General features: G+C 66.0%; 1 protein-coding gene. It reads left to right on the forward strand.

What is annotated here, in order from left to right; translation table 11 throughout:
* Window positions 1–333 precede the first annotated feature (333 nt).
* A complete protein-coding gene (locus tag CR254_RS13440; RefSeq protein ID WP_180955995.1) occupies window positions 334–21939 on the forward strand; it encodes a leukotoxin LktA family filamentous adhesin in 21606 nt (7201 codons plus the stop codon).
* Window positions 21940–21947 lie beyond the last annotated feature (8 nt).

Below are 21947 nucleotides of genomic sequence, written 5' to 3' on the forward strand. Positions count from 1 at the left end.
GCAGTATAGTATGGTTAAAACTGCCATTTGACGCGCACGTAACAGGTGAAAATCTGGAATTCTCGGTGATAGCGGCAGTGGGCTGGAATCCATCTGCCACAGATCACTGTGCCTGTAACATTGAGTGCGGACTGTAGTGCTTTGTACAGTTTTCAAGGGAAAATCTGTTAAACTATTCAATATGTAGCGAAATCGTGACCGCGTTATGCTAAGGCATTGCGGAAATATATAGTCTGCGCGGTCACGCAGGCATCAGCTTTGGGGGAAGTTATGAACGCATATTGTGGAACTTTGCGCGCGCGGTTGCGGGCGGGAACGGCGCAGCGGTGCGTTATGCTTGTTTCTATCGTGTCGGCGGGCGGGGCCGCGGCGCAGGATGTGGTGCCGGACGGGCTGACCAATACAGCCGTTACGGTGAACGGGTTGATCAGCGATGTGCGCACCGGCACCCTGTCGGGCGGGATCGGGATAAACTCGCTGCGGACGCTGAATGCCAGCGCGGGGCGGACGGTGAATGTGCATGTGCCCACCGGCGCGGATACCACCCTCAATATCGTGCGCGATCGGGCCAGCCGGATTGACGGGACGCTGAACTCCGTCATGGACGGGCAGATCGGCGGCACCATGATTATTGCCAACCCCAATGGCGTGATCGTTGGTGCGGGCGGGCGTGTGAATGCGGGCAGCTTGTCTGTGACGACGCCGACCGAGGCCTTTGTTGACGGGATCATCGGGCCGGATGGCGTGGTGGATGCGGCATCGCGGGATGCGCTGATCGCGGGCACGGCGCCGCTGGCGGATGCGGATATTGCGATTGACGGGCAGGTCAGCGTGGCGGCGCAGGCGCGGCTGCAAGCGGGGCGTGATGTGCTGATCGGGGGCACCACCGCCGTTGATGCGCGGGCGGCGCTGGTCGGGGCCTTTGCCAATACCGGGGGCAGCAATGTCTTGATCGAGGCTGGCCGCGACGTGGTGATCGGCGGGCAGGTGACGGCGCGGTCCGGCGATGCGGGCGGTGCGATCACCGTGCGGGCCGGTCGGGATGTCAGCGTTTCGGGCGCAGTGTATGCGCGCGGCGATAGCGGCGCGGATGCCGGCCAGATTGATGTTCTGGCACAGCGCGATGCGACCATTGCGGCGGGCGGTTCGGTTCTGGCCACGGCGACCGGTGCGGGTGCAGGCGGGGATGTGCATTTCTCGGGCTTGCACGCGGTGACGGTGGTTGGACAGGTCAGCGCGGCGGCGCAGGGCAGTGGCGCGCTGGGGTCGCTGCATATTGATCCGGTGGAACTGATCCTGAGCGAGGACCAGAACTTTGCCGGTCAGGATACGGTGTTGGAGGCGTCGGGCGCGATCTATGTGCGTGATGTCACGATCTCGACCCAGAACCTGTATGATGTGGCGGAGATCGACAATTATTCCGCCATTCTGTCTGGCGATTCCGGCGATCTGACCCTGCGCGCACCGATCATTGATTTCGCCGAGGGCGCGCGGATACGGGCCGAGGGCGGGCGGGGCTTTGGCTTTGCCACCTTCTATAATGGCGGCGCGGTGTTGATCGAGGCCGTGGCCGATCAGGTGCTGGACAGTGCCGGTATCGCGCAGGCCCATGCCGGAATTACCATCGGCAATCAGGTGCAGATCACCGGTGGCAGCGTGACGATCCGGGCGCAGGCAACAGCCGGTTTCGATATTACCAGCGTGCCGCAGGTCGATGCCTTCGCCAATCTGTCCGATGCCGATAGCGTGACGGATATTATCAACGATGCCGCCGCCTATCTGACCGGAGAGCTGGCCGCCGTGGGGGCGACGGTTCTGCCCGCTGTGGCAACTGCTTCGGCCAATATCACGTCCAACGCGGCGGAAATCCGTGCCGATCTGGGCGATGTCACGATCGAGGCGCTGGCCACCACCGATATCAACATCACGCCGGACGCGAATATGCTGTCGGTAATCGGCGTGCGCAGCGATACCGAGGCGACCGTTTCGCTGGGCAGTTCGGTGAACAATTACTACGATTTCGGTTTCTCGAATCCGCTGCCGCAACGCATCGGCGCGACCGGTGATGTGACCATTCGCGCCATCACGCAGGAGACGCAAAACCTGACCGCGCGGGCCGAGGGCATGATTGCCACGGCGGCGATTGTGTCGGACCGGCGTTCGGCGGCGCGGGTGACGCTGGACCCTGCATTCGGTCTGAGCGGCGAAATGGAGCCGTGGGTCGAGTTTGACAACGGCGCGCAGGTTCTGGCGCAGGCGCGGCATGATCTGGATTTCGACGCGGTGGCGGCAAATGGCGATGCGGCGGGGGTTGCCTTGGCCGGGATCGTTTCATTGAGCGACAGCGAGGCGATTGCGGCGGGCGCGTTCCGCACCGCTGCCCGTCTGGATGTCACGGCGGAAAACCTGTGGAGCCGCTACCACGCCGATGCGCAGGCCCATAGCGGCGATGCGGCGGACCTGACCGGCGCGGCACAGGCCGAGGATGCCAGCGCCGACGCGCAGGATGATTTGCGCAGCGGTGCCGCGGCGAGCGAGGAACTGTCCGAGCAGAACGGTGACAGCGCGGGTGATGTGGCATCGGGCGCGAATGTCACGGCGGGCTTTGTCCTGACGCTGCATGACGACACCACCGCCGCAGGTCTGGGCGGGGTGCAGCTGGGCGGGCCTGACTTTGCCAGCTATGGCACCTCGGGCGGCGGGATTTCCAACGTTTATGATTTCAGCGGGCAGGGTTCGCCGATCACGCTGACGGCGCGCACCTTGCTGGACGATGTGAACGTGACCGCGCTGGCCGATGCGCAATCGGCGGTGGGCGTCATGGTTGCGGGCACCCTGACCGAGTGGGGCATCGAGACGCTGGCGCAGGTCAGTGACCAGTCGGTCGAGACGGAGGGTACCATCACCGTCACCGCAGAAACGCTGTTTGGCGGCGCGGATCAGGACAGCCGGTTGGATGCGGCGCTGGATGCGATTGCGGCGGATGCGGATGGGGTCGATGCGGGCAGTGTCTTGCCCGATGTGGAAACTCTGCTGACCGATGGGCGCACCCGCTTTGCCGCCAATACCAGCGGCAGCGGCACGGCGGTTAGCGCCACGGTCGCGGCGGCGGTCACGCGGCTGGATCTGAACACGCAGGCCAATGTTGCGCGGGATGCCTATCTGAACGGGCCGTTCGGCTATGGCGACGGTGGTTATGACGGGGGCTACGATGGTGGCTATGACGGCGATTACGGTGGGGATTTCGAGGGCGGTTTAGGCGACGGCTTCGAGGGCGGTTTAGGCGATGGCTTCGGGGATGGTTTTGGTGACAGCACCGGTGGTGATTACGGCTATGGTACTGCCGCGATCCAGCAGCTCTCGGTCACTGCGCGCACTGCTGGCACCGTGGTTACGCAGGCAAATGACCCGACGGCCCTGACCGACGGCGCGGCGGTCGGCATTGGCGCGGGCGTTGCGGTCAGCGACGTGCACAGCGTGGTTTCTGCGGTGAACGAGGGGTCGGTTACCTCATTCGGAACAACAGTTGACGCGACCCAAGCGATGGAGATCGCAACGCTGGCCGGTGCTGGCGCGGGGGGCGGAGTGCTGGATCTGGCGGGGGCCTTTGCGTTGAGCCGCTATAGCGCGCAAACCTATGCGTGGCTGCTGCCCAATATCGGCGAGACGCGGTTTGATCCTGACATGCCGGTTGCGGATCGGCCCGATGCGGCGCTGCGGATCAACGCGCAGGATGGCACCGATCTGGTCACCGTTGCGGGCACGCTGAACGCGGCGGCGACGGTGGGGGTTGGGGCCTCGGCGGCGATCAACATTCTGGATCGGGATACGCGGGCGGCGCTTGGTAGCGTCTATGACCTCGATTACCGGCAGTACCCCTATTATGCGACCAGCTCGCCCTTGTTCGAGGTCGGCTTTGCGGAATCGCTCTATGCGGATGGATTGCAGATTTCGGCGCGGACCACTGGCGGTGTGATCGTGGCGGCTTCGGCCGGTCAGCGGCCCGAGGGGGCCAGCGATGGCGATACCCGCACGGCACCGGCGGCAGTGGGCGGCGTGGCGCTGGACGATCTGGAGGAGGAATCCGTTCAGACCGCCGAGGAGGATAACCCGACCGAGGGCGCGCGCGGTGGTTTCACCCTGTCCGGTGCCTATGCAACGACGCGCGGCAGCAGCAGAACCACGGCGACGCTGGGCCATAACGGGTTCTCGCAACTGGATGGTGTGCTGTCTGTCACGGCGCAGGACGCGGCGCAGGTATTGACCCTGACCGGTGCGGTTGTGCCGGGGGATGTGACGGTGGGCTTGGCCGGAGGCTTCGCGCAATCGGCGCTGAACCGGCAGGTGCAGACGGATTTGACGGGCGGGCAGTGGAACGCCGAGGGGGTCACGGCGCGGGCCCTGATCACCGGTCGCGATGTCACGATTGGCGGTGGTGCGGCGGGGGCCGGTGGCGGTGCGCTGAATCTGGCCGGAGCGTTCGCGCTGGGGTCCGGATCACGGGATGCGTTGCTGAGCATGGGCGCGATTACCCTGAATGCAGGTGCCGAAGCCGTGTTGCTGGAGGCCGCAGATCGCGGCACGGTCAACACGATTGCCGGCGCGGCCGAGGGCGCAGCGGCGAGCGACGGCGCGGTTGGCATTGGCGCGGCGGTTGCGCTGGACCGGTCCACGGCTGTGGCGCGGGTGGAAACCCATGATTACCTGCCGCTGCCGGTGGAATATGCTGTCGTGCCCTTTACGGCGGTTGCACTGGACGGGTCGGGCGTTTCGATTCTGGCCGATCAGGCGGTGACGCGGAATGTCACGGCACGCTCCACCGGCTATGCCAGCGGTGTGGCGGTGTCGGGTTCTGCGGCGATCCGCACGGGGGCCACGGCGGCGGAAATGGCGCTGGACGCGGATATGACCCTGCCCGCCGGTGCTACGATTCTGGCCAGTGCAACGGGTGACAGCATCGCGCAGGCGGGCAGTGTTTCGGGCGATGGGGCGGTCGGGCTGGGCGTGTCCTTTGCCCTGCAAGCCGAGGCCCGCAGCAGCGAAATCACCCTTGGCGCGATGGAAATCGGAACCTCGGCGCAGGCGGCAGGGGCGTTGGGGATCAGCGCGCTGACCTCCGGTGATCTGAGCGCGAAGGCCACGGCGGGGGTTCTGTCCCCCGAGCAGCAGCAGGAGCAGGAGGACGCGGCGCAGGCCGAGGAAGGTCTGTTCGCCTTTAACGGCGCTGTTGCGCTGGTCACGGCCAGCGATGATGCGCGGATTGTGGCGGCGCAGGATGGATTCGCCCAAACGCGGATCACGGCGGCTGCGGCGGTGCTGAACGCGGTGCAGGGGTCCAACCTGATTGCCAGCGGTGGCGGTGTTACCCAAGCAGGCGGCGGCATCGGTGCGGGGCTGGGTGTGGCGCTGGTCACGGGATCGGTCAGTGCGGAAATCGCGCTGCAATCGCTGCGCCTCGATACGACCGGAATGCTGACGCTGAACGCGCGCACGGCGGGTCAGGTTCGGGCGGATGCGGTGAACGGGGTCTCGCAGGGATTTGTGAATGTCGGGGTCAACGTGGCCGGTGGCACAACGCAGGCCAACGCCCGGATTCTGTTTGGCGACCAGTCCGCACAGCCCGATGATGGAGATCGGCTGAGCGGCGGCAATGTGGCCCTGTTGGCCGAGGTCGCGACGGGTCATCACGCCGATGCGAAATCCCTGCAACCCACCGGTGAGGATGGCACGGCGGCGGTTGTTGTCGGGCTGGCCGGTTATGCGGTGGATGCGGATAGCGAAATTACGCTAGGCGGCGGTGATATTCAGAGCACGGGCGCGGCCAGCATCATCGCCCGCACGCAGCCCACGGTTGCGGCGACATCGCTAGGCGCGGATAACCTGCGCCTCGATTTCGCAACGAATGAGGGCGAGGACGAGAGCGGCTTTAATCTGGGTCTGGCGGCGGCCCTGTCCGATCTGGATCTGGGCGCGACGGTCACGGTGAACACCACCGATATTGTGGCGACAGGGGCGCTGACCGGATTGGCGCAGGCGGATATTACCAGCTCCACCGCCGGTCGTGTCACGACGCGGGCGGATATGGTTGTGGGCGCGGGGTCGCGCGTGCTGGGTGGCTCGCTGAATCTGGACGCGACGGCTCGGTCAGGGGTCAAGGTGGACGGCACCACCGGTCAGACCAATTACGGCACCGAGGCCCGCAGCGATGCGCAGGGCAATGCCGATATGGTGGGCGATGCCGGTGATGCCGCGCGCGGGGATGAGGCAGAGCAGACGGCGTTTTCAGCTTCGATTTCGCCTGAATCCGCGCAATCGGGGGCTGCCCTGCGGGTGGACGGCGCGATTGTCGGTGCGGGAACGGGCAATGCGGCGCTGAATTCCGGTGCGACCACCGATATTATTCTGGGCGCAACCGATGCGCCGCTATCGGCGACCATCGCGATCAGTGAGGTCACGGCGGACACGATCATCACCGACAGCGCCATCGGGGCCAGCGGTGATTTGACCATCGGGGCGGATGCGGTGGAATCCCATCGCTTGACCGCGCGTGTCGGGGCGGGGGATGCCTCGGCCATTGATGCGGCTGCGGTGATCAGCGTGCGCCGCTCGCGGGCGGTGGTTCTGGTGGACAATGCCGCCGCGAATACCGGCCTGTTCGGCGATGATATCGACGTGGATGCCCGCACCACGCGCACCCTGCAATTCGACGCGGATGCGGTGGCGGGGGATGATACGTTTCTGGCCATGGCGGGCAATGTCGGCTTTGGCGAGGGGGTGACCTCTGCCGCGATTGGCGGGCTGGTGGCGAATAGCGACGGCTCGGCGGCGGGAATGCTGGATGTGGATGCGACGGCGACGACTTCGCTCAGCGTGCTGACCCGCGCCGCAGGGGGCCGCACCACGGCGGCGGCCGAGGATGGCGATGACGGCACAGGCGATGCGGGCGTTGGCGCGGAGCTGGTCGATCTGGGCGATGATGTGAACGAGGATGCCGATACCACCGGCGACGGGCAGGAGGGCAAGATCGCGGATGCCGCACGCTTGGCCGGTGCGGTCACGGTGCTGCGCCAGCGCGATGTCACCACGGCCACGTTGGGCGGGCAGGGCTATGATGCCACCGGCGCGCTGTCCACGATTGCGGCGGCGGATATCACGGCGGGGACGGTAAACCTGACGGCGCGCAATGCTGTGTCGGGGATGCAGGTGCGCACCAATGCGTTTCTGGGTGAGCGTGAGGCAGGCGACCCGAACGGTGTCGGGATTTCGGCGGCGGTCGGCTATCTGGCGCTGGATTTCGACACGCAGGCGGTGCTGGCCGAGGGCTCGCAGATTGTCGGTAACGCGGATATCGCCGCGATTGTGGAACTGGACCCGCAGGCAAATGCGGATCGCGCTGCGGCCCTGCGCGCGGTGGGTGCCGATGCGCAGGTCGAGGATAGTTTCGAGGTCACGCCGGGGAATGCGGCGCCCACGCTGAACACCGATATTGCGGCGGGCGATTGGTCCGTTTCGCAGGGCGCGGCGGCGGCGGGTGAGGATGTCAGCATCGGCATTGATGCGGGTATCCTGAACGTGGACCTGACCACCGTGGCGCGGATTGACGGCGCGGTGACGGGCGATGCGTCTGCTGCGGCGCAGGCCCTGCGCGGGTTGAGCCATGAGGTTGGCCGCGCGACCTATCTGGCCGGTCAGGACGGCGCGGGCGTTGGCATTGGCGGCGCGGTTGCGATCACCGCGTGGGACGAATTGACGCGGGCCGAAATTTCGCAGACCGCCAGCATCACCGGCACGGCCACGGCGCAGGCGGAGAGTGCTGTGCGGCGGGCAACCTTGGCCACGTCCAAGGGGGCGGCGACCTCGGTTGGCGTGAATGGCGCGCTGGCGATCCTGACCTCGGATCGCGCGGTGCAGGCGGTGGTGGACCCCCGCGCCGATCTGACCGGCGATGTGGTGGTGCGCGCAACGGATAGCAGCCAGACCGTGACCTCGGCCCTTGCGCAAAGCATCGGGGACGGTGTGACGATCGGGGCAAGCGCGGCGTTGGCGTTTGAGGATAGCGCGGTGCAGGCGGTCTTTGGCACGCTGACCCGCGACGGGATTGCGGGCACGGCCAGCTTTGACGCGATGATTACCGGTCTGGACATTCAGGCCAGCGATGCGGCGATCCGCATGACCTCCGCCGCGTCGGGCACGGGGCGTGAGGGTGATGACGGCAGCGCGGACGAGGATGACAAGTGGAAGGTCGGCAGCGTTCTGGGCACCGATCTGGAGGCCGAGGACGAGGAGGCCCTGTCCGGCCAGACCGAGGATGTCGGCGGTGCAGGGGAATCCGATTACGGGCTGGGCATTTCCGGTGCCTTCGCGCTGGATCTGGGCGACAGTCAGGTGCAGGCGCTGTCGCTGGCCACGGGTGGCGCGGCGGCGGGAACGGTGTCGATCAATGCGCTGGCCAGAGGGTTGGCGACAACGGCAACCGGTGCGCTGGTTCAGGGGGCCGATACGAACGGAATCGCGGGGGCTGCCTCGATCAACCTGCGCGATATGGAAGTGCGCGCCGATCTGACCGCCATGAATGGCAGCGGCTCCGATGCGATTACCGTGGCCAGCGATGCGCGCGGCACGGTTCGGGCGCTGGCGGCGGGGCAACAGGGGGAGTCCGACGCGACATTCCGCGTGGCGGGCAGTGTTGCGCTGAACCTTGGGCAGACGGACGCGGTAACCTCGCTGCATCAGGGCGACATTACGGGGGCGCGGGATCTGCGCTTAACCTCGCAGGTTGGCGGGGAAATCACCACGCTGGCAGGGGTGCGGCAGCAGGGTGGGGGCACCTCGGTCGGGGTCAGCTTTGCGCTGGATGAACATGATATTAGCGCGCTAACCACGATCAGCGGCACGGATGCGGCGCAGGTGCTGCTGAATGTCGATACGCTCAACGCCACCGCCACGGTGGACGCGGATCGCACGGCATCGGCGCAGACCAGCGCGCTGGCCGCGCCGGATGCAGAGGCAGGGGCCAGTGTTGCGGTCTCCGTCGGTCTGATCACGGCGGGAACCACAGGCGAAATCCGTCTGGACCATGCCGATGTGAACGCGGCCAATGGCGGGCAGATTGCCGCGCTTGGCGGTGGGCAGGTTGTGGCGCGGGCCATTCAACAGCAGGGCGGCGCGGGATCGCAGCCGCGTGTCGGCGGGGTTAGCGCGCTGATTACCGGATCGCGTGATCTGATGCTGAACGCGGATCGTGGCTATGTTCAGGTGGCGGCGGGCATGATGGAGCTGGGCGCGCGCGATAGTGGCGTGACGCGGGCGGATAGCCTCGCGCTCAGCAGCGGGCAGGGCACCGGCGTTTCGGTCAATGCGGCGCTGGTTCTGGCGCGGGGCAGCGTTTCCAGCACCATCGGCGGCGAGGTTGCGAGCGGCGACAATCCGGTCATGGCCCTGATCGCGGGTGAGGGCGCGACCCTGACTACGATGGCCGCAGATGACCGTGATTTCGAGGCCCGCAACGGCGCAATCGGTCTGAATCTGGGTGGCTCGCAGGTTGGTGTCGGATCGGCGGCGGTGATTTCCAGCCGCGATATTGCCGTGCGCAGCCGTGATATCCTGATCGTGGGCGATGGTGCGATTGCGCTGGATGCGCAGCGTACAGGGATGGATCGGGCGCAGGCGGCGCTGGGTGGGGTGAACGGCTCCGGCGTGGCGGTGAACGTCAACGGGGCCACCACGATTGCAGGTGGCTCTATCGTTGCGGCGGCGGATGGCACGCGCAGTTTCCTGTTTGGCGGGGTTCTGGATGTGGCCGCGCGCGATAGCGGCACGGTGGAAACGCGGATGCTGGACGTGGCGGTTTCGTCCTCGAACGCGATTGGCGCGCAGGTGTTGAGCACGATCCTGACCCGCGATGTGTCTGCTCGGATTGGTGATAGCACGACGCAGGGATCGGCCCTGACCGGCGGCACACGGGTTTCGGCCCATGCGGCGGCAGATCTGGGGGCGATTGCGGCCTCGGCCAATGTGGCGGCAAGTGTCGGGGTCAACGCGACCTACCGGATGCTGACCACGGACCGCGAGACCTCTGCCACGTTGGGCGGCATGTTGACGGGCACGAATGCGGCGGTCAGCGCCGTGCGGGCCGATGATCTGGATGCCACAACGGTGGATGTTGCGGTTAGTGGCGGCACCTCGGTCGGGGCGAAATTCACGCTGCTGCAACAGGGCGGCGGCACAACGGCGCTGTTCACGCCGGATGCAGGGTCCAGCCTGACCGGCGCGGCCAGCGTGACGGCCTTGGACGAGACGAGCGTGACGGCCAACAGCTTTGCACTGGCCGTGGCGTCGGGGGTTTCGGCCTTTGGCGAGGGGTTGGTTCTGGTGCTGGGCGGGCAGGGCAATACGCCTGATCCCGTGCGCACCGGCGATATGGCGCGGGCCGAGGAAGCGGAAGTTGACGCCCTGCAAGCAGCGGCGGAGGGCGCGGGGGATCGTGCCTTGGATGCCGCCACCGTGGACACCGATCCGCAGCCGGACGCGGCGCCGCTATCCGCCGGATTGGTTCTGGCGCAGGTTCAGGTACAGGGAGCGGGCGATATCGCGCTGGGGTCGCTATCGGTTAATGCGACGGCGGACACGGATGCGGTGCTGCGCTTGGGCGCGGCGGGTGTCAGTGGCGGAACTGCTGCGGGCGGCGTGGCGGGGATCGGTATTGCGCGGACCCGTGCCTTGGCCCGAATTGATAGCTCTGCGCTGGATGGAGTGCTGGATGTTGCCGGTGCGGTGACGGTGAACGCGCGCAATATCGGCGCGCTGGATGTCACGGCTATCGGTGTAGGTGTTGGCGGCGGTGTCGGGGCGACGGGCGGTTTTGCCATGGCGCTGGACCGGCGACGCACGGAAATTGAGCTGACCGAGGGCAGCATCGTTGCGGCCTCGATGCAGGCTACGGCGCAGACTGGTGGTGATGTCACCGCGCGCGGGTTGATCCTGTCGGCGGGTGGCACGGCGGGTGTCGGGGTTGGTGTGGCGTTGGCGCTGGATGATCGCGAAACGCTTGCCACGATTGACGGCACCGATATCACAACGACCGGTGGATCGCTGGCGGTGGAGAGCTTTGGCGGCGGCGATACGCTTGCACTTGCCACGGCGGCGGGTGTTGGCGGCACGGCGGGCGTTGCGTCCAGCGTGGCGATTGCGCGGCAGGCTGGCACGGTGCGCACGATTGCGGACGGGGCCGATTTGAGCGCGACGGGCGATATCCGTCTGGGCGCGGTGCAAGCGCAGGATAGCCGCATTGCGGGCAGCTCGCGCCCTAGTGTGACCGCGATCAGCGTGCCGATTGGCGCGGGCGGCACGGCGGGTGTGGCGGCGGGGATTGCCATTGCGCTAAAGGATGGCGTGACCGAGGCTTTGGTTCAGGGCGGCACCTTGCAGGCGGGCGATGATGTGGAGCTGCGCGCCCGTGCCGATGCGCAGATCAACGCGGTTGGCGTTGGTATTGCGGCGGGTGGCACGGCGGGCGTGACCGGCTCGGTCAGCGTTCTGCAACGCGATGACACGACCCGCGCCAGCATTCAGGGCGGGCAGGTGACGGCGCAGGATAGCGTGGTTGTCGAGGCCTTGGCCGAGACTGCCGCAGGCGCCTCCGGTGGGCAAATGGCCGAGGCAGGCACGCTGGATGCGGACCTGTCCAACGTGCAGATCGGTGTCGCGGCGGGCGGCACGGCGGGGGTCGGGGTTTCGGTTTCCGCTCCGGTCCTGCGCAATCGGGTCGAGGCGCTGATCGGCGCGGGGGCCAATGTGACCGCCCATGCCGTGACCGGTTTCGGTACGCAGGTGCGGCTGCGCGATATTGATCTGGCGGATGTGGATGAGGAACTGGACGCCCTGTCCCGCGTCACGCGGCGTGGTGTTTCGGTGGTGGCGGATAGCGCGATCTCGCACGGGTCTGTCGCTGCAACCGTTGCGGTTGGCGGACAGGCGGGCGTGGCCGCGCAGGTTGGCGTGACCAGTGTCGAGGATACGGTCATCGCGCGCATTGGCGACGAAACCGGACCGCGCACGCGGGTGATGAGCGGCGATGACATCACCGTGCAGGCGGCGGGCACGCTGGCCCTGCGCAACATTGCTGTTGCGGGCGGTGGCGGCGGTGCGGCGGGGGTCGGGGCGGCGTCCTCGACCATCGTGACGGCCCGTGAAATCATGGCGGAGGTTCTGCGCGGCGATCTGATTGCCGAGGGGCAGGTCGCGGTTCTGGCGCGGGGCGCGGACCGGATCACCAGCACGGATGTTGCGGCAGGGCTGGGTGGTTATGCCGGTGTGGCCGGTGCTGTGACGGTTGTTTCGGGTGAGAGCACGGTTCTGGCCCGCCTTGACCGGGCCGGTCTGTATGCGGATGACATTGAGGTCGAGGCACGACTGGACCGCGATATCTCCTTGCAAACCGCAGGAATTGGCGGGGCGATCGGGGCGGCTGTCGGCTCGGTTCTGGTGCTGGATGCGGTGGACAGCGCGCAGGTGGTGATTGTTGATGGCACCACCATGGATCATACGGTTTTGCAGGGCGAGCAGATTAACCTGAACGCGCATCTTGGCCTGAGCGCGGAGCTGGAGGTCGGCACGGTTCTGGCCGCGCTAGGCGGGGCGCATGGGGCGGTTGTGACCGGATTTGTCGATACGGTTTCTAGCGTCGATGTCGGCGATCACAGCCGTATCGGGACCAGCGCGCAGCAGGTCGGCGCGGTGGATATTCTGGCCTATCAGGATATCGGCCCCCGCGATGCGGCAAAGGGAATGGTACGCGGCGGGGCGCTGTCGCTGACAGGTGGATCGGTCGGCGGCACCGTTGCGATCCTGTCCAGCAATGCGGTGACTGAGGCTGTTCTGGGCGATGATGCGCAAATCCACGCCCGCGATACGGTGTCCCTGCGTGCGCTGACGGAACGTGATCTGGGCACCAGTGCCCATGCGCTGGCAGTCGGTATTGGTGGCACGATCAACTACATCACCGCGCGCACGCTGATTGGCGGCGGGGCGGATGGCGATGATCTGGACGATACGGCGGATGCGGGTCAGGCGCTGTCGGGGGATGATGGCTTGGCGCAGGGCGGCACCGATTACCTGCGCGCAGGGCAGACCGGCACGGCCGAGGCAGCCGAGGTTGCGGCGCGCCGCGATGCGGTCGGGCAAAAGCTGACCGGTCTTGGCGCGGCGGGCGCTGATCGCACCGTGGCGCAGGTTGGCACCGATGCGCAGATCGTGGCGCAGGGCGGTATCGTGGTTGCCGCGCAGGATACCACCACGACCACCACGGTTGCGGGCGGATTGGGCATTGCCGGTGGTCTGGCCGCAACGGCGGGTCATGCGGTGACCGATGTGAACACCGATGTTGTGGCGGAAATCGCGCGCGGCGCGTTGCTGCGATCCGGTGGTGATGTGCAGGTTGCTGCGCGCACGAGCGGCGGCGGCAGTAATGTCACCGGCTATGCCGGAACGGTTGGCCTGAACGCGGCGGTGGGCCTTGCCGTGGCGGATCTGGTTCAGAGCCGTGATGCAACGCTGATTATCAATGACGATGTGGTGGTTGAGGGCACGCGGATTGCGCTGGACGCGCAGGGCGCGAATGCCGCCGATGTGCGCGTTTCGGGCAGTGCGATTGCGGGCACCGCTGCGGCAACGGGGATGCAGGCGGGGATCGAGGATCGCAGCGCTGCTTCTGTACAGGTCGGTGCTGCATCCCTGACCGCGCAGGACCTGTCGATCAGCGGCGCGATAGCCGCCGCGCAACAGGTGCGTGTGGCGTCGAACGCGATTGCGCTGGGGGCGGCGGGGGCCTTGCTGAACGCGGAACTGTCGGATCGCAGCGCGGTTGGCGTGGCTCTGAATGGTACGCAGGTTGATGCGGCGCAGACGCAGATTACCGGTGCGATTTCGGGCAACCGGACGGCGCATGCTTCGGGTATTTCGGGGGCCGCCGCGATTGCGGGCGGGATCACGCGGGCCGATGTGGATGTGGCGCGGGTGCTGGATGTGCGCTCGGATGCGCAGGTTACCGTGGACGGCGGCGATCTGGGCCTGAGCGCGGCGAATAGCGGCGATGTGGCTGCCAGCGCGCTGGCCGGATCGGGTGCGTTGGGCGTGGCGGGGGCAGGCTCCATCGCGGTGGCGCGGGATGCGTCGCTGGTGGATGCAACGCTGGGCGGCGTGCTGGACCTGAGCGGTACGGCGGGCGTTTTGGCGCAGCAATCCGGTGCGATCACGGCGGATGCGGATAGCACGGCGATTGGCGGCTTTGGTTCCGGCGGGGCGGCGCAGGCGCAGGCAATTGCGGCGGGGCAGGTCACGACGTGGCTGGATGCCAGCGGTCAGGCGGCCATTGCGCGGGCGCAGGCCGAAACGGATCAGGATGTGGATGCCTCCGCGCAGGGGGATGGCGGCGGTGTGCTGGCGGTCAGCTTGACCGAGGCAGCGGTGGACGCGAGCTCCGCCACGCAGGTGGACCTGAGCAGTGGCGGTGATGTGCTGGTCGCGGGAACCTTGCAGGCGGGAACGGATCACGCGGTGCGCTATTCCGCGCTGGCCGATACGGCGCTGATCAGCGCAATCGGGCGGGCGGCGGCGTCATCCGATGCGGATGTGGCCACGCAAAGCGGGGTTACGGTTCTGGGCGGGGCGCAGATTGCCGCCGGAACCATTGATCTGGATGTGATCACGGCGCTGATCCGCAGCACCACCAGCACCCCCGATGCACGGGGCGGGTCGGGCGGCGGTGTCGGTTCAACGGGGATCGAGGCCGAGGCCGATCTGGCGCTGGACGGATATATCCGCATGGCCAATGGGGCGTTGCTGGAACAGACCAGCCGCTCGGGCGCGCTGGACATCAACGTAGCCTCGACCGCGCGGGCCAGCACGGCGACGGAGATCAGCACGGTTGAGGGCGCCAGCCTGCCGGTTGCGCGCAGTCGCACCGGTATCAGCAATGATGCGCTGTTTGAAATGGACAGCGGCAGCACCCTGAGCGCCGCCGGTGATATGGCGATTTCTGTCGGAACGCAGGGCGGGGCGGTGGCGGATGCCAGCGTCTATACCCTTGCCGCCGGATCGCGGATCACGGTGTCGGCGCAGTCGGATTATGATGCACAGGACCGGATCGCGCTGGCGGCTGGTTCGGCCATTCTGGGCCAGCAGGACATTACGCTGACCACAGGCCGCAGCACGGCAGGATTGCGCAGCGCGGAGGCGATTTCGCGGGCGGGCTATCGTTCGGACAGCTTTGTACCGCTGGACCGTGCGCCGGTTGCGATTTCGCGGGCGGATCTGACCTCGACCATCGTGACCGGTGGCTTGATCGAGGCGGGCGGCTCCGTCGGGTTGAGCACGCAGCGGGGCACTGCCTCGATCGGTGCTACGGCGCTTGGCAAAAACCTGTGGACCGAGAGCGCGGAGGGGATCATCAACTTCCTGGGTGATTTCATCGGCGCGGACGAGGTTGATCTGGACATTGTCGGCACGCAAACCCGTGCCCTGACCGAAAATACCGGCGTCACGGTGCCGGTGGGCGCGGTGATCCGGTCCGGTCTGGCGGCGGATATCGGCATTTATGTCAACGCGAATGGTGAGTTTACCGACGGGCCGAACGGGCCGGTTATCACCGATACCGACAACATCCCCGCCTATGTTCTGCGCCTGCGTGTGGCGCTGCTGCGCGATGTGGTTCTGGCCCCGCTGCGCCGCCAACGCGCCGCGTTCGAGGCCGATGGCAATACCGGTGCGGTCGCCCTGATGGACCTGCAAATCGCCGAAGTCACCGGCCAGTTCGAGGTTCTGGCCTCCGATCTGCCCGGCAATTTCGTGAACCTGCTGATGGTTGAGGATTTGCAGGTGGATGGCGCGGATATCACCGTTGATGGCGGTTATCTGACCGGCGGCGGCACCTTGGCCGCCAGCACCAATGCGGGTGTTCGGATCGACGCGGATGAGGACAACATGGCTGTCTTCCTCAACGATATTATCATTCCCGACCGCCCCGGCGCGGTTCTGCTGGACGGTGTGACCGTGCGCAGCAATGCGGGCGCGGCGGCGCTGAACGGGTTCGATGCCAGCGAGGCACGGGGCCGGATTACGACATCGGGTCTGTCCTCGTTCGGGTCGTCCTCGGCCGGATTGGCGACGCCTGACCTGACATTCGAGGCGGCGGGCACCGGATCGGGCGGGATTGATGTGGACGCGCAGGGCAGCATCTTTGCCTTTGGCGATCTGATCAACCGGTCCGGCGCGGTATCGCTGAACGCGACCAAGGGCAATATCCTGCTGCAAGGGAACCTGATCGCCGATAGCGCGCAGATCAGCGCGGCGCAGGGCAGTGTTCTGGTCGGCTTCGTTGACGGATTGCGCAATGCGGGCGGCGATGCGGCGGCACAGACGCGGGCCGAGCTGGAGCTGATCGAGGCCGCACGTGGTGGCGGTTTGACCGCGCTGATCACGCCCGACGATCTGGGGCAGGATACGCCGGGGATCATCGCCAATAACGTCTCGATCTACGGCACGTGGGTCAATGTGAATGCGCGGATCGAGGCGGGCCAGCCCGATGTGACGCTGGATATTTCCAGCTATGCGGACAGCTATATCGACAACATTCTGGTGAACCAGATGGGCGGCACGGGCCGCGCGCTGCTGCATGATCCGCTGGACGATACCGCGCCCTATACCGGCATCACCGGCAATCTGGCCGTGTGGTATGATGCGGATGCCGACCGTCTGGAAATCGAGCGTGCCGTGTCCAGTGGCGGGCAGGTGCGCATCGCGGGTCAGATTATCTCGACCGGCGGTGGCGAGATTTCGGTTCTCGATGGCTATTCGGATATCTCGATCAATTCGGACAGCGACAAGACGCTGCGCTTGGGCCAGATCGACACCGGCGGCGCCGATGGTGTGCGCGGCCGGATCGAGCTGATCGATACCCGCTTTGTGGTCAATGCCAATGCTACCGATGCGTTGAGCCGCTACCGTGTCACCACCTTTGAGGGAACCGGCGGCGATGATCCTGCCTTCCCGCTGGATCGCGATATCCTCGTCACGCAAAACGGGGTGGAGAGCGTTATCCCGGGCTATGGCGGGCCGCGCAGCACCCAGTACCAGATCGACGCCAATGGCGGTTTGATCCCCTATATCCAGTACGAGGTTGAAACCACGCGCCACCCCAACAACCCCGCCGATCTGGCCACCCGCGTGGTGGGCGATGCGCAGGTTGTGGATCAGGGCGCGGGTCTGTTCTATCGCTATAGCCGCACGGACGATGCCAGCATTGGCGCGGGCGGCGAGGTGCACAGCCACAGCTTCCGCGCCGATAGCCCGATTGATATCGAGCTGCGCGGTGAACGCTACGGCTCCATCGACATCAGCAATGGTGGGGATGTGGAGCTGGCGGGCCTTGTCCGCAGTGAGGGGGCGGGGATCGCCGTATCCTCGACCCATGGCAGCGTGACCGGTGTGACGGCGGATGCCTTGATCCGGGGCCGCAATATCGACCTGTCGGGCGATGGCATTGGCGGCGGTGGGTTGCAGGCGTTGCAAATCCATCAATCCTCGCTGGACCAATATGACAGCCTGTTCCCGTCCCTATCGCTCAGCGCGGATGCGGGCGCGGGGGATGTGCGGCTGGAATCGCGGGCGACGGGTCTGGTGCTGGGAACGGTGTCCGGCGACGTGGTCGAATTGCGCGCCAACGGGTCGATCATCAACGATCAGATCAGCAATGTGGTGACGCCGGATGTGCGTTCGCAAAACGGGCTGACGCTGATTTCGCGTGAGGGTGGCATCGGTAATCTGGTGGCGGATTTGCATATTGTCACCGGCGATGGCGTTCTGAATGCCAGTGCGCGCGATGATGTGCGGATGGACCATGCGCGCGGCACCGATGGTGACCAGACGCGCCTGTTGATCGGGCGGGTTGAAAGCCTGACCGGCGATGTCTGGATGCGGACCACCGGCACGATGGTCGATGCGAACGAGAATGACGTGACCGATATTTTTGCCGAGGAGGCCGCGCTAAAGGCATTCTGGCAGCAGATCGGCCTGATCGACGAAAACGGCAACACTAATGCGCAGCGCGTCGCAGTGGAGATTGAGGCAGAGAAAACCCGCCAAGTGCAGGCGCTTGCCTTCTATCTGGATGTCAGCGCGGTGCAGGGCGTCGCCTATGATGCCGGTTTCGATGGCGCGTTGAGCATGGCGGAGCAGCAAAGCCTGACCGATGCGGGCTTCACCCCCGATATGTTGGTCGCGGAACAGGCGCGCCGTGCCGCGCTCTATGCCGATGGCTACGCGATCCGGCAGGCAAATCCGGGTGCGCAACCTGACAGCTACACCCCCGTTCTGGACGCCGCGACCGTGGCGCGGATCGAGGAGACCTTCGGCCTCGATTTCGCCCGCGATCTGGATGTTGGTTTGCGCCGCGATTTCGTGGTTGCCGCCAGCGATACGGAGATAGAGGTCGAGCAGGCAAATATCGCCGCCGCCGGTGGCGTGCGTCTATGGGCGCAGCAGGTCGGTGAGGACAGCGTGCTGGGCACCGTCATCACAGACGAGAGCAGCAATTCCATCGGGCTTGGCACGATCTGGGACTTGCGCGGCGGTGCCGAAATCCCGCGCAGCCTGTTGATCGCGCTGGCCACAGCCGAGCGTGACGATATCGAGCGTGTCGGCGCCCCCATCAACGTGATCCGCATTCGCGGGCAGCAGGATCTGGACATTGATGCCGGTCTGAACCCTGACGGGTCGGTTTCCGGCGGTGTGTATATCGAGGCAGAGCGCGAGGATGGCGGCGATACGCTGGCCTTTGTCGGGTCCGAGGGCGACATGCTGGTCGAGCGGATCAGCGCCACCGGCAGCACGCGGATCAAGGTAGGCGGCGACGTGATTGGCCGCCTGCGCAGTGATGGCAATAGCGGCTCCGGCGCGACCCATGTGCGCGGCGCGAATGTGGTGATTGAGGCGGCGGGCGGCAGCATCGGATCGCTGGATCAGCAGATCGAGCTGGCAGGCCCTAATAACGCCCCGATCATTCTGGATGCACGGGCCACCGGCGATGTGCATATCGGGCGCAGGGCAGCGGGTGATCTACAGATTGCGTCCCTGCGCGCAGATACCGGCGTGGCGCGGATTGTGGCGGCGGGCGGTGATCTGACCGCCGCGCAAAATGCAGGCGACGGCACATTGCGTGCGGCGCAGGTCACGCTGAGCGCATCCGGTGATATTGGTGGCGGTTTGCGGATCGCGGCCAGTGATAGCAGCGCGCGCACTCGGATCGATGCAGGCGGCGCGATTGACCTGACGATCGAGGGCGACATGACCGCCGGTCGCATCACGGCGGGCGATGATTTGCGCCTGACCATCGAGGACGGGTCGCTGACCCTGTCGGGCGATACCGGATTTTCGGGCAGGCAGGTCGCGGCGGCAATCTCCACCCCCGGGGATGTGACGTTTATCGCGCAGGATGGTGCCATTCTGGATGCGGGCAATGACGGGCGCTATGGTGGCAATACCTTGGCCACGCAGGTCGTGGCGGATGTGGAGGGCGCGCAGCTCAACATCTTTACCGCCGGATTTGGCACGGCGGATAATGCGATTGAAACGCGGGTCAATGATATCTGGGGTCGGGCCAGCGGGATCGGGGCGAATATCCTGAACACCTCTGATCTGAGCATCAGCGGGTTGAGCGGTGGTGCGGATGCCGATGTGGTGATCGCGGTGGATGGCAGCCAGATCACGCTGGATCTGGTGGCGCAGACCGATGCGCGCAACCTGACCTATAGCGCCTATGATGTGGTGGTGCAGCGGATGCCGACCCATTCGGGCAACCTGTCGATCGAGGCTGCCAGTTTGCTGTCCATGCCCAGTACGCTGGACCTACGGGCGACGGGCGATCTGTCGTTGAGCGCGTGGACGCTGGACGTGGCAGATGCCACCGCGCCGCTGCAACTCTATGCCGCCGCTGATGGGCGGATCATTGGCGGGGGGACTGTCTCGCTGGATATTGGCAACAGCATCGCCGCCCGCGAAATTCGCGGTCGTGATGTGATCCTGAATGCGGGGCGCCAGATTGATAACGGCATGGGCTTTGGCGTGGATCAGGCGGCAACAGCGCAGGTACAGCGCGTGATTGCCAGCAATGATGCGACGCTGCGATCCACCTCGACCGGCACCTATACGCTGGTTCAGGCGGGGGGGATGGCCAGCATCATCACCCGCTCGAACGTGGACGGGGCCAGCCTGGACCTGGGCACAGTGCGCGCGGATGAGGTGGAGATCATCACAACCTCGCTGCTGGATGACCGGCTGGATGTGGATGCGGCGGTTCTGAGCGGGACGTTGGGCTTTACCCGCGCCGGTCAGCAGCTGGTGCTGGACGCCCCCGCGACGGAACTGCGCGGGTTGCGCATGGGCGGTGCCTTTGATGAGCTAGTGGTCAATGCCTATGATACGCAGGTGACGATCACGGATAGCGCCCTTGGCGAAACGCAGGCCGGTCGCCTGGTGCTGAATGCCAACAGCCTGATGGTGAACGGCACGCTGTCCGGTGCGGACCTGACGCTGAACGGCATCAACGGTGTGACCGTTGGCAGCACCGGCCGGATCGAGGGCTGGAGCGTGGACATCGCCGCCGGTGGTCCGCTGGGCGGTGATTACGCCGCGCGGCCCGCCGATATTATCGTCGAGGATGGCGGCGGGATTGTCGGCACCGCGCCCAATTCCGGTCTGGTCAGCCTGATCGCCACCAACCACATTCGCGCCACGGGGGTCGAGAGCCTGCGCGATGGTGCGGGCGATGCGATCATCGTGCGCGGGGTTTCGGTTGCGGGTGGTACGGATGGCAGCATTGACCTGACCGCAAATGGGCAGGGCGCATTGACCACGATTGAGGTCAAGGAAATCCAGTCGCGGGCCGAGGCCCCCCTGCGGACACAGCTAAACCGGCTGGATATACGCGCCGAGCGTGGCACCATTGCCGTGTTGGAAAGCGATACGTTGATATTGGAGCAGGCCGTTACCGATCTGGGCGATGTGGATATTGTCGCGGGCGGTGATCTGACCCTGCGCGGCAACGGGCAGGTGCAACCGACTGTCGCCAGCGGCGCGGGGGGGCATGTGATCCTGACTGCGCTTGGCAGCCTGTGGTCCGACACCACCAACGGCCCTGTCACCATCGCGACGGAGGAACTGCACCTGCGGGCGTTGACCGGCTCGATGGGGACGCTGGCGCAATCGCTGGATTTGGACCTGCTGACCCATACCGGATATCTGACCATGGCCGCACAGCGCCACATCGCCGCGCGCATTGGGGGCCGGATCGGGGAGATTGGCCTGCTCGCCTCGCAAAGCGGCGATGTCAATCTGCGCACGGATCAGCAGGTGCGGGTGGATGCCTTTGGCAGTGCGGGTCTGATCGATCTGAACGGGCCGGACCTGAGCAACGCCATACGGCGAGGGCAAGTGGACACGGTGCCGGTGAGCGATCCGGTGGTGGCCGAGCCGCTCTACCCCGTTTGGGTTCTATCCACCGAGGGGGCGCAGGATCAAAACGGCGTCGATCTATACGACCCCAGCGGGCAGGACCTGACCTTTACCGACTATATCCCGCCCGATACTGGCGGCGGTGATGGTGAGGGCGAAGGCGACGGTGGAGAAGGCGGCGGCGGCGATCAGCCCGATCCGATTGATGCGGAAACCCGCGACCGGATTGATGCTTTCCTCGCGCAGTTGGAGCGTAAGGGCGGCAGCCTGCGCGATATCTTCAGCCCCGGTCCGCTGATCTTCCAGAATGAAACGGATGAGCAGCAGCGCCAGCGCCGTGAGGAGCAACAGAAGAAAGACGATGCTGAAAACGAGGGCGGCGAAACCCCCTCGCGCAATACCAGCATCCTGTTGAATTTCCGCCTGCGCGGTTGAGGAGCATT

It is taken from the genome of Pontivivens marinum (assembly GCF_900231835.1).
GTDB lineage: Bacteria > Pseudomonadota > Alphaproteobacteria > Rhodobacterales > Rhodobacteraceae > Pontivivens > Pontivivens marinum.

Coding starts and splice junctions, on each gene's coding strand:
- CR254_RS13440 (WP_180955995.1), top strand. CDS start 334: ATGCTTGTTTCTATCGTGTCGGCGGGCGGGGCCGCGGCGCAGGATGTG.